Source organism: Acinetobacter sp. SH20PTE14 (assembly GCF_021391555.1).
Classification (GTDB): Bacteria; Pseudomonadota; Gammaproteobacteria; order Pseudomonadales; family Moraxellaceae; genus Acinetobacter; species Acinetobacter amyesii.
Map to the genome: position 1 here is coordinate 194,986 of NZ_CP090067.1, position 15,296 is coordinate 210,281.

The following is a 15,296-nucleotide window of genomic DNA, read 5'->3' on the forward strand; positions in this document are numbered from 1 at the left end:
TCCTGAAAGCAAAAAGAGCACTTAATCTTGAGTTTTAGGCATCGTAGCTGCAACTAAGGCCGTCAATAAACAGCCGACAGCAAGGTAGATTGCCACATAATGCCATGAACCATCACCCCAAATCACCAAAGCTGCTGCAATCATTGGGGTAAAGCCACCACCGATAATACTGGCCACTTGATAGCCGACACCTGCGCCACTGTAGCGATAGGCGGTACCAAACAAGGAGGTAAAAATCGGTTGGTGTACACTCACCACCATATCATGGGCAATATTGGCAAGGAAAATTGCACCGACAATAATCAGCCAAGTATTTTGAGCATCAAGGGCCATGAAGAAGGGAAAGGCCGATAGCGCACCAATTAAGCCACCCAATACACACATCTTACGATGATCAAATCGATCTGCTAACCACGCAAAGAAGGGAATGCTGAAGCAGCTAATTGCACCAACCATTAAAGTGATATTCAGGAAGAACTGTTTGTCCATGCCCAATTGAGCGGTGGAATAATTCAGTGCAAAGTTCGTCACCAAATACATGGTGAGTAACTCGGTCAGGCGCAGCGCAATAATGTAGAAAAAGGCTTTTGGGTGTTGGCTAATCGCTTGCAGAATCGGTAATTTTTGCGGCGTTTGTCGAGCTTTGACCACATGGTCGACGAATTCTTGAGATTCGTCTTGATCACGTCGAATCCACATCGCGATAGCCAGCAACACAATACTGGCAATAAAGGGAATTCGCCATGCCCAATCAGCAAAAGCATCTTCACCCAAAGTGGCAATAATCAACGACACAGCGCCTGTTGCAAGAACAAGTCCGACGCCATAGCCAATTTGTACACCACTGCTGTAAAAGGCTTTTTTGCCTTTCGGGGCATTTTCTACAGCCATCAGGGCAGCGCCGCCCCATTCTCCACCGACCGCAAAACCTTGTATTGCCCGAAGTGTCACGAGCAGGATCGGGGCCCACCAACCGATGGCCGCAAAATTGGGTAATAAACCAATGCCGACCGTCGAAATCCCCATCAGGATGACGGTGAGCACCAACATTTTCTTACGACCCAGCTTGTCACCAAAATGTCCAAACACAATGCCGCCTAAGGGGCGGAACAAGAAGCCAACGCCAAAGGTCGCTAAAGCAGCAAGTGTGCCCATATTGTTGCCAATACTGGGGAAAAACTGATCTTTGAAAATGAGTGCGGCAACAATGCCATAAAGTAAAAAGTCGTACCAATCGACTACGGCACCAATGAAGCTACTTAATGCGGCTTTACGCGCGCGTTGTTCTTGATTTTGTGAAATATTTTGAGGATTTGGAGCGGATTTTGCAGAAGGCATACAGCGGCGTATTCCATGATTGACAACAGAGTTGCCCTGTAATATTCGGATTTGATCGTCACGCCAATCACAGGACAGCATGCTGAAAGTAAAGGTGATTTTCAGCATCTCAGCGCATACACGGATAATGTAGTGCGCTGATAGAGTACTCTAATTTTAGGCTTTGTGAATAGCAAATTGCTTTAATTTTGTTCTTCTGCCTAAATCTTAAGCAAATACGATCTTCTTGAAGTTTTTAGAGCAGCGAAAGTTGTGTTTCTTGGTTTTGCGCACTTAATTGATAGACCCCTACGCCAATCAGACGAAATCGATCGTCCTCAGAAATATGCATTTCATGCAGTAATTGCTGCAACACTTGCGCAAGGTCTTCACGATGATTCAGTGACGTTTTAAAACTTTTACTGTGCTGTAGCACTTGGAAATTCTTCAGTTTTAATTTGGCCGATACACCGCGCGCGCTTAACTGCTTTTTTTCTAAACTAGACCAAACTTGGTCAATCAGTTTGGGCCAATAGGGCTGACATTGGTTCAGGGTGAGATCATCATCAAAAGTGGTTTCTTTGGAAATCTGCTGACGCTCGCGGCTAGATTGGACCGGTCGTTCATCAATCCCTTGTGCATACAGATAGAGTTGTCGGCCATATTTACCGAAATGATGAATCAGAACGGCTTCTTCAATTTGTTGTAAATCACCCAATGTATTGAGTTGCATGGCTTTTAATTTTTCTTGAGTCACTTTTCCCACACCGGGTATTTTTTTCAGTGCCAAGTCATGGATGAAATGCAAAACTTGAGACGGTTTGATAATACAAATGCCATTGGGTTTGTTCCAATCAGAAGCAACTTTAGCCAAAAATTTATTGGGCGCGACACCTGCGGAGGCAGTTAAACCAGTGCTTTGTAAAATCTCTGCCTGAATTCGCATAGCGACTTCAGTGGCACTCGGAATATGTTGTAAATTTTCTGTGACGTCCAAATAAGCTTCGTCTAAAGATAGCGGCTCAATCAGAGATGTATAGCGTTGAAAAATGGCATGAATTTGCGCCGAAACAGCACGATATTTTTCAAAATTAGGTTCGATCACCACGACCTGTGGGCAGAGTTTACGGGCCTGTGCCATCGACATTGCTGAGCGTAAACCAAACTCACGTGCAGGATAGGATGCGGCACAGATGACTGCACGGGGGTGATGTGAAGACACAACAACAGGAAGCTGCTTGAGTTCTGGACGTTCCCGCAGCTCTACTGATGCAAAGAATGCATCCATGTCGATATGTATGATTTTCCTCATGCCTAATTAGATCAGTGCCTGAAAATTGAATGTCAGTATCGCACAGTCAATCCAACGCTTTCCTGAATTTTTTAACTCGAACGACACAGGTTGACTGATTAAAACCACCTTGGTGTTTTGAGCTGCTGCCGACTGTATCAATAGATTTAGACTTTGAGGGGTGTCATCGGCAAAACGGGGCAAAAATTCGAGCTCTGGATTCAGTGGTTTGAAAAAATTATCCCAATGAATTGGAATCACGGTGCTGGGTTGAAGGGTCGCTAAGGTTTCTTTGAAATATTGCTGTTGAAACGCTGCCGTTTGCTTGGAAAGTTGGGCGATGCCTAGAAATAAAGTATCGACTTTTAGTTTTTGCAATTGTTTGGGCACAGCACCTGTACTGGCTTTGACTAAACTGTAATGCGGCCCATGTTGGATGAGATAGTCATATGATCCACCTTCTTTAAACTGACTAAAATGTGCAGGGAGTTGCAGTGGCTGCGAAATTTCTTCCCCCAAATCATCATTCACGGCCGTTGGCGGAGTATGTTGCGAGGGGATGGCAGTAATGGTGAATTTACCGATTTGCATCGGTTGCCAAGCTTGAACTTCGTGTAGTTGTGATTCAGCGACTGGCATCGCCCGTGCAATATTTAAGGTGCTTTTAGATCCTACAATCATGGTCTTGGGGAGCTGGTGGGCCAACATTGGAATATCGAGCGCATGATCATAATGTGAATGAGTCACGAAAATAGCACGTGTGCGTTTTAAGTCGTATTGGTCGATATAGCTGTGTAATAAAGGCTGATCACTTTGGATTTGAGTGAATATGGTCTGACTGAGCGAAGGTCGACTAAAGAAGCCATCGATGAGGATTTGCTCTTGGCCATCGTCAAACAGTAAAGTCGAAACACCAAAGAACTTCACGTGATAGGGCGCCGCTGAGTGAGTATCTGTAGTGCTTTGTGCGGGATGTTGATAATGCCACGTTTTAAACGCTGCCAAGGTCCCTGAAGGTTGGATCAAATATTCCAATATCCCGATGGCGAGGACTATAAAGACTGAAAATATAATAAGAAAAATTTTTAAAATACGCATCCTGCGACTCAGTTTTCATGGATTATTTTCTTCGATGTTGTCCTGAGTCGGTGAATAAATCAACGGGGTTTGATCGGGGAAACGCCATTTTTGTCTAAAAAATCAGTCCATGCATTGGCATCACCTGAAAATACATTTAAATCGACGCTGGTCGAGATGCCTTGAATTTTTCCTTGATTAGTATGTTGCCAAATCAGCCATTTCGGATTGTTTTTTAGATCGGGTGGGCCTTTATATTCGCGGACCCACAGCGGCGTCTGTTTAAACTCGCCAGCTAAGACAATATTATAAAAAGACTTCGAAGTATAAAAAATCGGTTGTTTGCCATAATGGCGGTGCAAGCGATCATGCATATAGCTGATTTCTTTGAGTAACTGCTCTTTGCTGTAGGTGTTAATGCAGTTGGTGTCATATTCCAAATCAATCACGGGAGGAAGGGCATCGGCTTTTTTCGGCACGGAAGCAATAAAATTTTCCGCCTGAATCTTGCCATCACGGCACAGACGGTAAAAATGATAGGCCCCAACTAAAAAGCCGTTTTCCCGTGCTTGTAACCAGTTGTCTTGAAATTTTCGATCTTTAAAATCGCCACCTTCTGTGGCTTTGAGATAAACGAATTGGTATTTTTTAGGTGAAATTTTTGACCATTGAATATCTTTTTGATGATGGGAAACATCAAAGCCTTTGACAGAATATTCTTCTGCAGATGCAGGGCGATGCGGCATCACGGCTAAATAACCTAGTCCTGCCACTACCATGACGCCGCTGATAGCGCTAAGTGCAATAATCGGGCTGTATTTTTTGAGTGAACTTTTTGTGGTACGTGATTTGGCTTTTTTAGGCATGAAAATGTATCCAAGTATCCCTTTTATCATAACCCTTTAAAGGTTGATCTGTCATAGATTTGCCCGATGACACAGGTTTAGACATCCACATGTTTAGGAATCTGCCAAAAAATCGCTGCGGTAATCAGGTTAATGCAGCCGAGTAAAATCAAGGTGCTATGGAATGCTGTTTCGATTTGTGCAGGACCATAATAGGCCGTAAACACGTTGACTAAAGTCCCTGCCAAAGCCACACCGATACTCATCGAAACCATCATAATCATCGACAAGAAACTGTTGCCACTGCTGGCATCTTGTTGGGGTAAATCTTTGAGGGTTAAGGTATTCATCGAAACGAATTGCAGCGAGTTTAAAATACCAAAAATAAAAAAGTGTAAGGCACGTAACCAAGTGGGGGTTTCAGCCGTAGAGAGTGCAAAACTGCAAATACAGGCACCGACCAAGAAAGTATTTACCAATAACACTTTACGATAGCCAAAGCGTTGAATAATTTGACGAATAATCGGTTTTGATGCCAATGAACCGAGTACTGTCGGTATCATCAATAACCCTGTGATAAAAGGCTCAAAGCCAAAAGCCACTTGCAGCATTAAGGGAATCAAAAATGGCATGGCATTGCCGGCAAGGCGGGCAAAGAAGTTGCCGATAATGCCAATGGCATAGATCCGATTTTGAAATAATTTACTGCGAAACAGCGCATTGGCATGGGTATGTGCATGAAAGGCATAGATTAAACTGGCGATAATCCCCGCAGCGACCAAAAGTAGGCTCCACCATAGCGGCAGATGCGGGCTGGCAAAGTTTTCAATGCCTAATGATAAACCCACCATGGCGACGACCAATAAGAAAAAACCCATCAAGTCGAAGCGTTGTACGCTCGGTTCGGTCACATTGGGCATGGCTTTAAAGGTAATAAGTACCCCTAGCAGTCCCATTGGAATGTTTATTAAAAAGATCCAATGCCATGTTGCGACTTCCACCATCCAACCGCCAAGGGTAGGACCAATTAAGGGCCCCATTAAACCAGCAAGGCTCATCAGACTCATGGCCGATAAAAACTGTGTCCGAGGAATCACTTTGAGCATCGCCAAACGCCCAACAGGTAGCAGTAATGCGCCACCTATGCCTTGAATTACACGATAAACCAATAGCTCATTCAGGCTATTGGCCATACCGCAGCCTAGTGATGCTAATGTAAAAATAATAATGGCTGTGAAATAGGTATTTCGTACACCAAAACGATCGGCCAACCAACCACTTAAGGGAATACACGCTGCGACAGACAAGACATAGGCCACGACCACACTATGCATTTGAAGCGGGTCTTCGCCCAAACTTCTTGCCATCGCTGGGATTGCTGTATTGACGATGGTCGTATCCAGGCCTTGCATAAAAAAGCCAATAGAGATCAATAGCACTAGAAGTCTAAATTCGGGTTGTAAAGCCTGATGCGTTGGCGTGCTATTCATAAGTCAATAAAGCTGAGATTTTTAAACAGTTTAAATGAATATTGCCATTTGGATGTAGTAAAAGCTTTGCATAATTGAGCCAAAAAATTGCAAGAAAAATGCAATGAAAGTTTAATCTCTATGCAAACTAATGTTTATAACTTGGTCATATTTAAATAAAAGACGAATGAAAACATGAAACTACAAGTTTCGGCACTGATGTGATTAAACAAGGCGATGTGGGACCTGAAGGTCTGATTTTTATTGCGGCCAAAGATTCACCCAATGCTCAACCTTTGTTGGTGGTTGGAAATGAAGTGAGCGGTAGCACGGCGGTTTATCAGATTAAATTGAAATAATTAAAGTTTAAAGCATTTGTTTTATTTGAGGTTTTTGTTTTAGTGTCGAGAAAAGCACGGCACAAAATTGTATGAACGCCAGATAAACTGTCATAATGCGCTCAAGTCCTTCATTTATTGGAGGGCTTTTTCTTTATGGCAAAGGTGTTTTGTTTTCATGACAATCGAAATTCTGATGGTCATAGGCTTCTGTCTCGCGGCCTATTCTATTGTCGGTAATGATGTGCCACAGACATTGGGAACCTTTATTTCATCCAATGCGCATCGCCCTTGGTGGCTGTTGTGGATCTATGTCAGCAGTATTCTAGCCATTGTATTGGTTTATGGTTGGTACAGTTCTGGCGTGGGGGATGCATCTTATGGTCGTTTAGAAACGATTCCATTTCCCGCAGAAGGGGTCACGTGGCTCTATATTGTGCCACCGATCTTACTGATCATTTTGACTCGCTACGGAATCCCAGTCAGCACCACATTCTTAGTGTTAACAATTTTCTCTCCGAGTAGTCTCGGCTCGATGTTAACCAAGTCCATGATGGGTTATGCGGTAGCTTTTGTTGTCGCGATTATTGTTTATCGTTTTGTGATTAAAGGCATCTCGGTTTATTTCAGTAAAACACGTGATGAAACCCCCTCGAATATTTGGGTGGGACTACAGTGGGTTTCGACTGCATTTCTATGGAGTCAGTGGCTGATTCAGGATTTGGCCAATATTTTTGTCTACGTCCCTCGTCAGGTGCCGCTGGAGTTCCTGATTTTTGCAATTGTGGTGTTTATCGTACTACTTGGGATCATTTTGTACCAACGTGGCGGGGCGATTCAGGGCATTATCGACACCAAAACGGGTGTGGCTGATATCCGCTCGGCAACCATTATCGACTTTATGTATGCTTTGATTTTATTGGTGTTCAAAGAGTGGAGTAATATTCCAATGAGTACCACTTGGGTATTCTTGGGCTTACTTGCAGGACGTGAATTTGCTATGTCCATGCATTTACATGAAGTGAATAAATATCGAACTTCACGAAATGTCAGCAAAGATGCGATGAAATTGATGCTTGGTTTATTGATGAGTATTTTCTTAGCAACAACCTTGCCATGGTTCTATCGTGTGGTGTCCGGTTAAGTCGACACGATCTTGATTTGAAGTAACATCGAGCAATAAAAAAAAGGGGAATACTTTATTCCCCTTTTTGACATCTAAAATACAGTTAGACCACGAAATTTTTCGGGCAATCTAAATTTTTCAGTGCGCTAAAGATCTGCTTCGAAGAATTACATACGATCAGTTTGGCACGATGCTGCGGCGGCAAGAAACCTTCAGCGACCGCATGGTCTAATTGTGCAATTAGTGCATCATAGAAGCCATTGACGTTATAAAGCATCATCGGTTTTTGGTGTTGATTCAACTGTCCCCAAGTGGCGATTTCTAAAATTTCTTCGAATGTACCGAGACCACCGGGCAGAGCAACAAAGGCACTTGCACGTTCTGCCATCATGGCTTTACGCTCATGCATACTGCGTACGACGTGTAATTCAGTCAAATGATTATGTGCAATTTCATAATCCAACATAAACTCAGGAATCACACCCACAGCTTCGCCGCCATGATCGACCACAGCGTCAGCAACTTGACCCATCAGGCCAATACTGGCGCCACCATAGACCAGACCAAAACCATGTTCAGCCAAGCCTTGCGCTAATGCGATGGCTTTTTCTTGATAAATTGGATTGTTACCAGAGCGGGAGCCGCAATACAGTGCGATTAAAGGTTGTGTTGTAGCAGGAGAAGGATTACCACGTTTTTCTGTCATTTTTAATCCGCTATTCATTACGTTTTAATTTTACCTTAGCATGTTATTTTTTATGACACTACATTGGCAGCTAAATATGACAATTTAATGTCATCATTGGGTTCAAATTCTTCCATACTGAGATTGTACTTTGGTAAAAAAGGGTGAATTTTTACCTTAACTTGCTATACTTAAAACTTCATTTCAAGCTAAAGAACCGTCATGGGTAGTGGTTGTTGTCACTCAGCACACATCAAAATATTAGAAAGAACGCCATTAAAAGCGTTTGCGCATGTCCAATGCATTTCATCTTCAAATCAGCATGATCCACGTGTGAATAACATTCAGGAGATACAATTATGATCTTTGAATGGATGTCCGACCCATCTGCATGGGTGGGTTTATTGACACTGGTGGTGCTTGAGATTGTTTTAGGTATCGATAACCTGGTTTTTATTGCGATTCTTGCGGAAAAATTACCGCCAGAACAGCGTAATACTGCACGGATTGTCGGCTTATTGCTTGCACTGTGTATGCGATTGGTCTTACTGGCCTCGATTGCATGGGTGGTGACTCTAACCAACCCACTGTTCCATATTTTCGACCATCCATTTTCCGGTCGAGATCTAATTTTACTGTTTGGTGGGGTGTTCTTACTGTTTAAAGGCACCATGGAACTGCGTGAACGTCTTGAAAACAAGCCCATGCTAAAGGAAGAAAATCCTGTGCATGCGACGTTTTGGATGGTGATTGTGCAGATTGTGGTGCTCGATGCCGTGTTCTCGCTCGATAGCGTGATTACCGCTGTCGGGATGGTGAAACACCTTTCTGTCATGATGATTGCGGTCATTATTGCTGTCGGCATTATGCTGTGGGCATCTAAACCACTGATGAACTTCGTGAACCGTCACCCAACGGTGGTGATTCTGTGCCTGTGCTTCTTAATGATGATCGGTTTCTCGCTCTTGGTTGAAGGCTTTGGTTTCCATATTCCAAAAGGTTACTTATACGCGGCCATTGGTTTCTCTGTCATGATTGAGTTCTTGAACCAAACCATGCGTCATAATCAGGAAAAAATGGTGACAACCACAGACTTACGTTATCGCACAGCCTCAGCAGTGATGCGTATGCTCGGTGGGAAAAATGTTGCAGACAATCAAAATGAAAATGAAGATGTGCTTGCAACACGTGCTTTTGCTGATGAAGTCTTTGATGAAGACAATGGGGTTTACCACAGTGTCATGGTACAAGGGGTACTGGGTTTATCTGAGCGTCCAGTAAAGTCAGTGATGACACCTCGTCCTGAACTGGAATGGATTGATTTAGATGAAGAACCTGAGGCGATTCGTGCTCAATTACTCAGTACCACGCATTCACGTTTAATTGTGGCACATGGTGAGCTTGACAATATTGCGGGTGCGGTACTGACTCATAAAGTCATGAATGACTATATTGAAACGGGCGTACTCGATTTCGAAAAACATCTCCGTGAGCCAGTGGTGGTGCATGAAAATGCACAAGTCTTGATGGTGATGGAACAACTGCGTCAAGCACCGTTGCAAATGGCTTTGGTGTTAAACGAATACGGTTCAATTGAAGGGATTGCAACACCGATCGATGTCTTAGAAGCGATTGCTGGTGAGTTCCCTGATGAAGATGAACCAGAGACGGCAGCAGAAAGTCTCGATGATGGTTCATTGTTACTCGATGGCTCAACCGACATTCGTCATGTATCTTTATTGTTAGGTCGTGACTTGGTGGATGATGCTGAACAGTATTCGACATTGTCCGGATATATCTTATTTCATTTGGGCCGTTTACCAGCCAATGGTGAAAAATTCAAAGCGGATGAACACATCTTTGAAGTGGTCACAATGGATGGCCATAAGATCGAAAAAGTGCATGTCATTCCCATCCCAACTGAAGATTAAGCTGAGGCCAAGAGAACATTCAGCTTAATCTATATAGATCAATATTGATTCACATACTGCTGATGAAAATTGTGTGGAAAGATCCGTTAAAATAGCCTGCATTGTCAGGCTATTTTTTTTTATGGAAACAAACATGTCACAAGTCCAATGTCCATGTGGCAAAGGTGAGTATGGTAGCTGTTGTCAGCCCTTACATACGGGGCGTGAAAATGCACAGAGCGCAGAGCAGTTGATGCGATCACGTTATAGTGCATTTGCACAACATGAGATTGATTATATTGTACAAACAACTGCAATTGGACAGCAGCAAGCCTTGGATGTGAGTGCCATTGCAGCGTGGAGTCAGGCCAATCAATGGTTAAAGCTCGAGGTGGTACAAGCCCAAGAAAAGCTCGATAAAAACCATGCTCAAGTTGAATTTAAAGCGCATTATCACGATGGGCAGCAAGCGCAAGTACATCATGAAATTTCACACTTTGTGAAGTTCGAGCAGCGCTGGTATTTCCTTGATCCGACCACAGAGATGAAAATCACCATGAAGCAGCCGTGTATTTGTGGTTCTGGACGAAAATTTAAACAATGTTGTGCGCAATTTTTATAACATTTGAGCAGATTTAGCTTAGAATAGCGCGCATCTCAACCCTCAGTGGAAGAAGGGCGATGTTACTTACCGTTATTTATATTATCGCAATCACGGCAGAAGCAATGACAGGTGCATTGTCTGCGGGTCGGCGGAGTATGGACTGGTTTGGGGTAACATTGATTGCCTGTGTCACGGCACTGGGGGGCGGTTCGGTTCGTGATGTGCTGCTTGGGCACTATCCACTGACTTGGGTTAAGCATCCAGAATATCTCATGCTGACCTGCTTTGCTGCATTTGTCACCATCCTGATTGCAAAGTGGATGCGTCATCTTCGTAATATCTTCTTGGTTCTCGATGCCCTTGGTCTCATTGGTTTTACCATTATTGGCTGTCAAATCGCTTTAGAAATGGGACATGGTTTTGTCGTTTCTGCGGTAGCAGGGGTGTTAACTGGGGTCTCTGGCGGTATTTTACGAGACATCCTGTGTAACGATGTCCCACTGGTGTTCCGCCGTGAACTTTATGCCAGTATTTCTTTTGTGTCCGTGATTTGTTATTGGCTCTGCATTGAGATTGGCTTATCGCTAGAATTGACCGTCATTGCGACGCTCATTTTCGGTTTCACCTTACGTCTGATCGCCATTTACTTTGGCTTAGAAATGCCTAAATTCATTTATAAAGATGATGATGATCAGTCGGTATCTTCAAAAGATTTGTCGTAACCGCGTTGCTATAACATCACATTAAAATGCTAAAAAGACGGATCAATGGTCGGTCTTTTGCATGGATCTATACTAAAAAACGCAAAATCATACATCCTGTTGGGAAAGCAGTGTTCATCCTTCCACCAGTTCAGAGATCTTGTTATGGACTTAGTCTCACGTATACAACGCTTACCCATCGGTAAGTTTCACTACACTTTACTTTGGGTTATTGGCCTTGGCTGGATGTTTGATGCCATGGATACGGGACTCATTTCCTTTATCTTAGCGAAAATGGCTGAAGATTGGGCCATGACGCCAAATGATAAAAGTTGGGTGGTCTCGATTGGTTTTGTTGGGATGGCGATTGGCGCGGTGTTTTCTGGAGGACTGGCAGATCGCTTCGGCCGAAAAACAGTGTTTGCATGGACATTGGTGATTTATAGCTTAGCCACTGCTGCATGTGCGTTTGCACCTAATCTAACTTGGTTGTTGGTATTTCGTTTTATTGTCGGCTTAGGTTTAGGTGGACAACTCCCAGTCGCGGTGACTTTGGTCAGTGAATATATTCCGGCTCATGTACGTGGACGTTTTATTGTCTTACTAGAAAGTTTTTGGGGACTGGGCTGGTTGGTTGCAGCGTTGGTCTCACGCTTTATTATTCCGGATTTTGGTTGGCATGCAGCATTCCTGATTGGCGGTATTCCTGCGTTATATGCAATCGTGATTTGGAAAATGGTGCCCGAATCGGTGCCTTATTTAATCAACCGTGGACGTTTTAATGAAGCACATGCATTGGTGAAAAAGATTGAAGCCAAATGTGGTGTAGAAGTTGTTGAAATTTTTGAGGTCAAACCGGTTGCAGAAAAGCACAATATCAGTTTTTCACAGTTGTGGTCAGGGATTTTTGCACGTCGTACTTTAATGCTGTGGCTCATTTGGTTCGGTATCGTCTTTTCTTATTACGGTATTTTTACATGGTTACCAAGCTTATTGGTCAAAGAAGGCTACACCATTGTTCAATCCTTTGAATATGTTTTGGTCATGATTTTGGCACAATTACCGGGTTATATTGCAGCTGCATGGTTGGTCGAAAAATTAGGTCGTAAAGCTACGTTGGCGGGCTTCATTGGGATGTGTGCCATTTCGGCATATTTCTTCGGTCAGTCTGGCAGTGTGACAGAGATTGTGATTTGGGGCTGTTTAATGTCCTTCTTTAATCTCGGTGCTTGGGGCGTACTTTATACCTATACACCAGAACAATACCCGGCCAATATTCGTGCCTTTGGTTCGGGCTGGGCGGGTGCCATTGGTCGGATCGGGGGCATTGCCGCGCCTTTTGCTGTGACACATATGATGGATATGGATCATGGTTTTAGCTATGTCTTTATGATGTTTACAGCAGTCTTAATTGCAGTTGCCGTGGTGATTTTGGTTTTAGGTGAGGAAACCAAAGGCAAAACTTTAGAATCCATTGGTCTATAGAGACTGTTGAATTTTTAGTTGATCATGGTGAATAAAATGGATATTTTTACGCCATAAGACACAATTTGTCGCAGAGTGTTAGATCATCCCCTTGTATAGGGGACACCTGCGACATAGCATAAGAACCCAATAAAGAACGAACAATTTAGGATTACAGGTTGTTATGACAAGCCTTGCGCATCATGCGACAGAAAACCGTTCCGTAGCAGAATTTACCGAACAAGCATATCTCAACTACGCCATGTACGTGATTATGGATCGTGCATTGCCACATATCAGTGATGGTTTAAAACCCGTTCAGCGTCGTATCGTCTATGCGATGAGCGAACTCGGGCTAAAACCAACGGGTAAGCCAAAAAAATCTGCACGTACGGTTGGTGATGTACTGGGTAAATACCATCCTCACGGTGACTCAGCTTGTTATGAAGCTATGGTACTCATGGCGCAGCCGTTTAGTTATCGCTATCCATTTATTGAAGGTCAGGGAAACTGGGGCTCACCAGATGATCCGAAATCCTTCGCAGCGATGCGATATACCGAAGCAAAACTGTCTGCTTATAGTGATTTATTATTGTCTGAGTTAGGACAAGGGACTTGTGATTGGCAGGATAACTTTGATGGTTCGATGAAAGAGCCGGTGAATTTACCGGCACGTGTTCCAAATATTTTACTCAACGGCACAACGGGTATTGCTGTGGGTATGGCAACCGATATTCCACCGCACAACTTACGTGAAGTGGTGAAGGGTACCATCGCCTTAATTCGCAATCCTAATTTAACCGATGAAAAAGTCGCAGAATATATTCCTGCACCTGATTTGCCTACACGTGCGGAAATTATTACTTCTCCAGAAGAATTACTCAAAATTCAAACCACGGGTCGCGGTAGTTATCGAACTCGTGCGGTGTACAGTATTGAGAAAAATGAAATCGTGATTACGGAGCTGCCGTATCAGGTTTCAGGTTCGAAAGTGATCACGCAGATTGCAGATCAAATGCAGGCGAAGAAGTTGCCATTGGTCACGGACTTACGTGATGAGTCAGATCATAAAAACCCAACACGTTTAGTGATCGTCCTGCGCTCGAATCGTATTGATGCTGAATCGGTGATGAGTCACCTATTTGCAACCACCGACTTAGAGTCGAGCTATCGTGTCAATATGAACATGATTGGCGCTGACGGTCGTCCGCAAGTGAAATCGATCCGACGTATTTTGTTGGAATGGATTGAAATCCGTAAAAATACCGTAACACGTCGTTTGACTTATCATCTGAATAAAATTGAAAAACGATTACATATACTTGCAGGCTTGATCATTGCTTATCTGAATATTGATGAAGTGATTCGTATTATTCGTGAAGAAGATCAGCCTAAACCGGTGTTAATGACGCATTTTAATATCGATGAAATTCAAGCAGAAGCGATTTTAGAACTCAAGTTACGTCATTTGGCAAAACTTGAAGAAATGGAAATGCGCCGCGAACAAGAAGAATTGGAAGCCAAAGCTGCCATTATTCGTGAACAATTGGCGAATCCTGAATCATTAAAAGCATTGATCATTAATGAACTTAAAGAAGATGCGAAGAAATTTGGTGATGACCGCCGTTCTCCAATTGTGAAACGTGCAGAAGCCCATGCGATTAATGAACAAGATATGCTTCCTGCAGATCCTGTAACTGTGGTGTTGTCTGAAGCGGGTTGGATTCGCTCGGCGAAAGGTCATGAAGTCGATGCTGAGAACTTAAATTTCCGTGCAGGTGACCAATATCTCAGCCATGCGCAAGGTAAATCGAATCAACGTGTGTATGTATTAGATGATGCCGGTCGAAGCTATGCTTTGGGCATCAATACCTTGCCATCCGCGCGTGGTTTAGGTGAGCCTCTGAGTTCTAAACTTGCACCTGCAAGTGGTGTCGGCTTTAAACAAGTGTTTATTGCCGAAGATGAAACAGAAGTCTTGGCGATGAGTAGTAAAGGCTATGGCTTTAAAACCCAAGCCAAAAACCTCGATACCAATGCAAAAGCGGGTAAAGCCTTCCTTAGTTTATCTGAAGGAGCGGCGGTCATGAATTTAACGGCGATTGAGAATGCAACACATCTTGCACTCCTCAGTTCTGCGGGTCGTTTGCTGTTGGTTGAACTTGATGAATTACCAGTATTGAATAAGGGTAAAGGTAATAAATTGATACAACTTGAAGCAAAAGATCAAATTGTATCCATGACAACTTTGAATTTAGATGAAATAATTCAAGTGCTTGCAGGAAATCAACAATTAAAGCTTAAAGGCGACGATCTGCAAAAATATGTGGGTAAACGTGCATCGAAAGGCGTGTTGTTACCACGTGGATATCAAAAAGCAAATAAACTGTTCATTCAAAGATAATACTAGCATCCATGGAACGAAATACGTTATATATGCTGTTATTCGTGAAATGGATGCAATATTAA

The 15,296-nt window shown here is 43.3% G+C and carries 13 protein-coding genes; 7 read left to right on the forward strand and 6 right to left on the reverse strand.

The window, feature by feature from the left end; genetic code table 11:
* Positions 1-21 precede the first annotated feature (21 nt).
* The 5 genes from shiA to mdtD form a co-directional block, all read right to left on the reverse strand.
* Positions 22-1,338: a shikimate transporter gene (gene shiA / locus LXF01_RS00910; protein WP_233945404.1), complete on the reverse strand. Its 1,317-nt coding sequence runs from the start codon at positions 1,336-1,338 to the stop codon at positions 22-24.
* A 235-nt stretch (positions 1,339-1,573) separates the two neighbouring features.
* Positions 1,574-2,629: a DNA polymerase IV gene (dinB, locus tag LXF01_RS00915; RefSeq protein ID WP_233944894.1), complete on the reverse strand. Its 1,056-nt coding sequence runs from the start codon at positions 2,627-2,629 to the stop codon at positions 1,574-1,576.
* A 6-nt stretch (positions 2,630-2,635) separates the two neighbouring features.
* On the reverse strand, positions 2,636-3,706 hold the full coding sequence (locus LXF01_RS00920) for an MBL fold metallo-hydrolase (protein WP_233944896.1): 1,071 nt from the start codon (positions 3,704-3,706) through the stop codon (positions 2,636-2,638).
* A 59-nt stretch (positions 3,707-3,765) separates the two neighbouring features.
* Positions 3,766-4,551, reverse strand: coding sequence for a glycoside hydrolase family 25 protein (locus tag LXF01_RS00925; RefSeq protein WP_442781347.1), 786 nt, complete (start codon positions 4,549-4,551; stop codon positions 3,766-3,768).
* A 77-nt stretch (positions 4,552-4,628) separates the two neighbouring features.
* Complete coding sequence (gene mdtD, locus LXF01_RS00930) at positions 4,629-6,020, reverse strand: multidrug transporter subunit MdtD (RefSeq protein ID WP_233944898.1); 1,392 nt, start codon at positions 6,018-6,020, stop codon at positions 4,629-4,631.
* Between the two features lie 200 nt (positions 6,021-6,220).
* On the opposite strand from mdtD, the gene LXF01_RS00935 reads away from it, so the two are divergent.
* Entirely contained in the window at positions 6,221-6,358 is a 138-nt protein-coding gene (locus tag LXF01_RS00935) for a hypothetical protein (protein WP_233944900.1), read from the forward strand.
* A 157-nt stretch (positions 6,359-6,515) separates the two neighbouring features.
* On the forward strand, positions 6,516-7,481 hold the full coding sequence (locus tag LXF01_RS00940; RefSeq protein WP_078189479.1) for a hypothetical protein: 966 nt from the start codon (positions 6,516-6,518) through the stop codon (positions 7,479-7,481).
* An 85-nt stretch (positions 7,482-7,566) separates the two neighbouring features.
* Here LXF01_RS00940 and LXF01_RS00945 read toward each other — a convergent pair whose 3' ends face one another.
* Positions 7,567-8,187, reverse strand: a complete 621-nt coding sequence (locus tag LXF01_RS00945; protein WP_078192607.1) for a TIGR00730 family Rossman fold protein — start codon at positions 8,185-8,187, stop codon at positions 7,567-7,569.
* A 320-nt stretch (positions 8,188-8,507) separates the two neighbouring features.
* On the opposite strand from LXF01_RS00945, the gene LXF01_RS00950 reads away from it, so the two are divergent.
* The 5 genes from LXF01_RS00950 (at position 8,508) to parC (ending at position 15,231) form a co-directional block, all read left to right on the forward strand.
* Positions 8,508-10,079: a TerC family protein gene (locus LXF01_RS00950; protein ID WP_233944902.1), complete on the forward strand. Its 1,572-nt coding sequence runs from the start codon at positions 8,508-8,510 to the stop codon at positions 10,077-10,079.
* 133 nt (positions 10,080-10,212) lie between these two features.
* Entirely contained in the window at positions 10,213-10,680 is a 468-nt protein-coding gene (locus LXF01_RS00955) for a YchJ family protein (RefSeq protein WP_233944904.1), read from the forward strand.
* A gap of 59 nt (positions 10,681-10,739) precedes the next feature.
* Positions 10,740-11,384: a trimeric intracellular cation channel family protein gene (locus LXF01_RS00960; RefSeq protein ID WP_078189475.1), complete on the forward strand. Its 645-nt coding sequence runs from the start codon at positions 10,740-10,742 to the stop codon at positions 11,382-11,384.
* A gap of 144 nt (positions 11,385-11,528) precedes the next feature.
* Positions 11,529-12,848, forward strand: coding sequence for a niacin transporter NiaP (gene niaP, locus LXF01_RS00965; RefSeq protein WP_180153332.1), 1,320 nt, complete (start codon positions 11,529-11,531; stop codon positions 12,846-12,848).
* Between the two features lie 163 nt (positions 12,849-13,011).
* Positions 13,012-15,231, forward strand: a complete 2,220-nt coding sequence (parC, locus tag LXF01_RS00970; protein WP_180039910.1) for a DNA topoisomerase IV subunit A — start codon at positions 13,012-13,014, stop codon at positions 15,229-15,231.
* The last annotated feature ends 65 nt before the right edge of the window (positions 15,232-15,296 follow it).

Bases quoted from the DNA above. Each gene is read 5' to 3' on its own strand.
- mdtD (WP_233944898.1), bottom strand. From the start codon at position 6,020: ATGAATAGCACGCCAACGCATCAGGCTTTACAACCCGAATTTAGACTT.
- LXF01_RS00945 (WP_078192607.1), bottom strand. From the start codon at position 8,187: ATGAATAGCGGATTAAAAATGACAGAAAAACGTGGTAATCCTTCTCCT.
- LXF01_RS00920 (WP_233944896.1), bottom strand. From the start codon at position 3,706: ATGCGTATTTTAAAAATTTTTCTTATTATATTTTCAGTCTTTATAGTC.
- shiA (WP_233945404.1), bottom strand. From the start codon at position 1,338: ATGCCTTCTGCAAAATCCGCTCCAAATCCTCAAAATATTTCACAAAAT.
- LXF01_RS00960 (WP_078189475.1), top strand. From the start codon at position 10,740: ATGTTACTTACCGTTATTTATATTATCGCAATCACGGCAGAAGCAATG.
- LXF01_RS00940 (WP_078189479.1), top strand. From the start codon at position 6,516: ATGACAATCGAAATTCTGATGGTCATAGGCTTCTGTCTCGCGGCCTAT.
- dinB (WP_233944894.1), bottom strand. From the start codon at position 2,629: ATGAGGAAAATCATACATATCGACATGGATGCATTCTTTGCATCAGTA.
- niaP (WP_180153332.1), top strand. From the start codon at position 11,529: ATGGACTTAGTCTCACGTATACAACGCTTACCCATCGGTAAGTTTCAC.
- LXF01_RS00950 (WP_233944902.1), top strand. From the start codon at position 8,508: ATGATCTTTGAATGGATGTCCGACCCATCTGCATGGGTGGGTTTATTG.
- LXF01_RS00925 (WP_442781347.1), bottom strand. From the start codon at position 4,551: ATGCCTAAAAAAGCCAAATCACGTACCACAAAAAGTTCACTCAAAAAA.
- LXF01_RS00955 (WP_233944904.1), top strand. From the start codon at position 10,213: ATGTCACAAGTCCAATGTCCATGTGGCAAAGGTGAGTATGGTAGCTGT.
- parC (WP_180039910.1), top strand. From the start codon at position 13,012: ATGACAAGCCTTGCGCATCATGCGACAGAAAACCGTTCCGTAGCAGAA.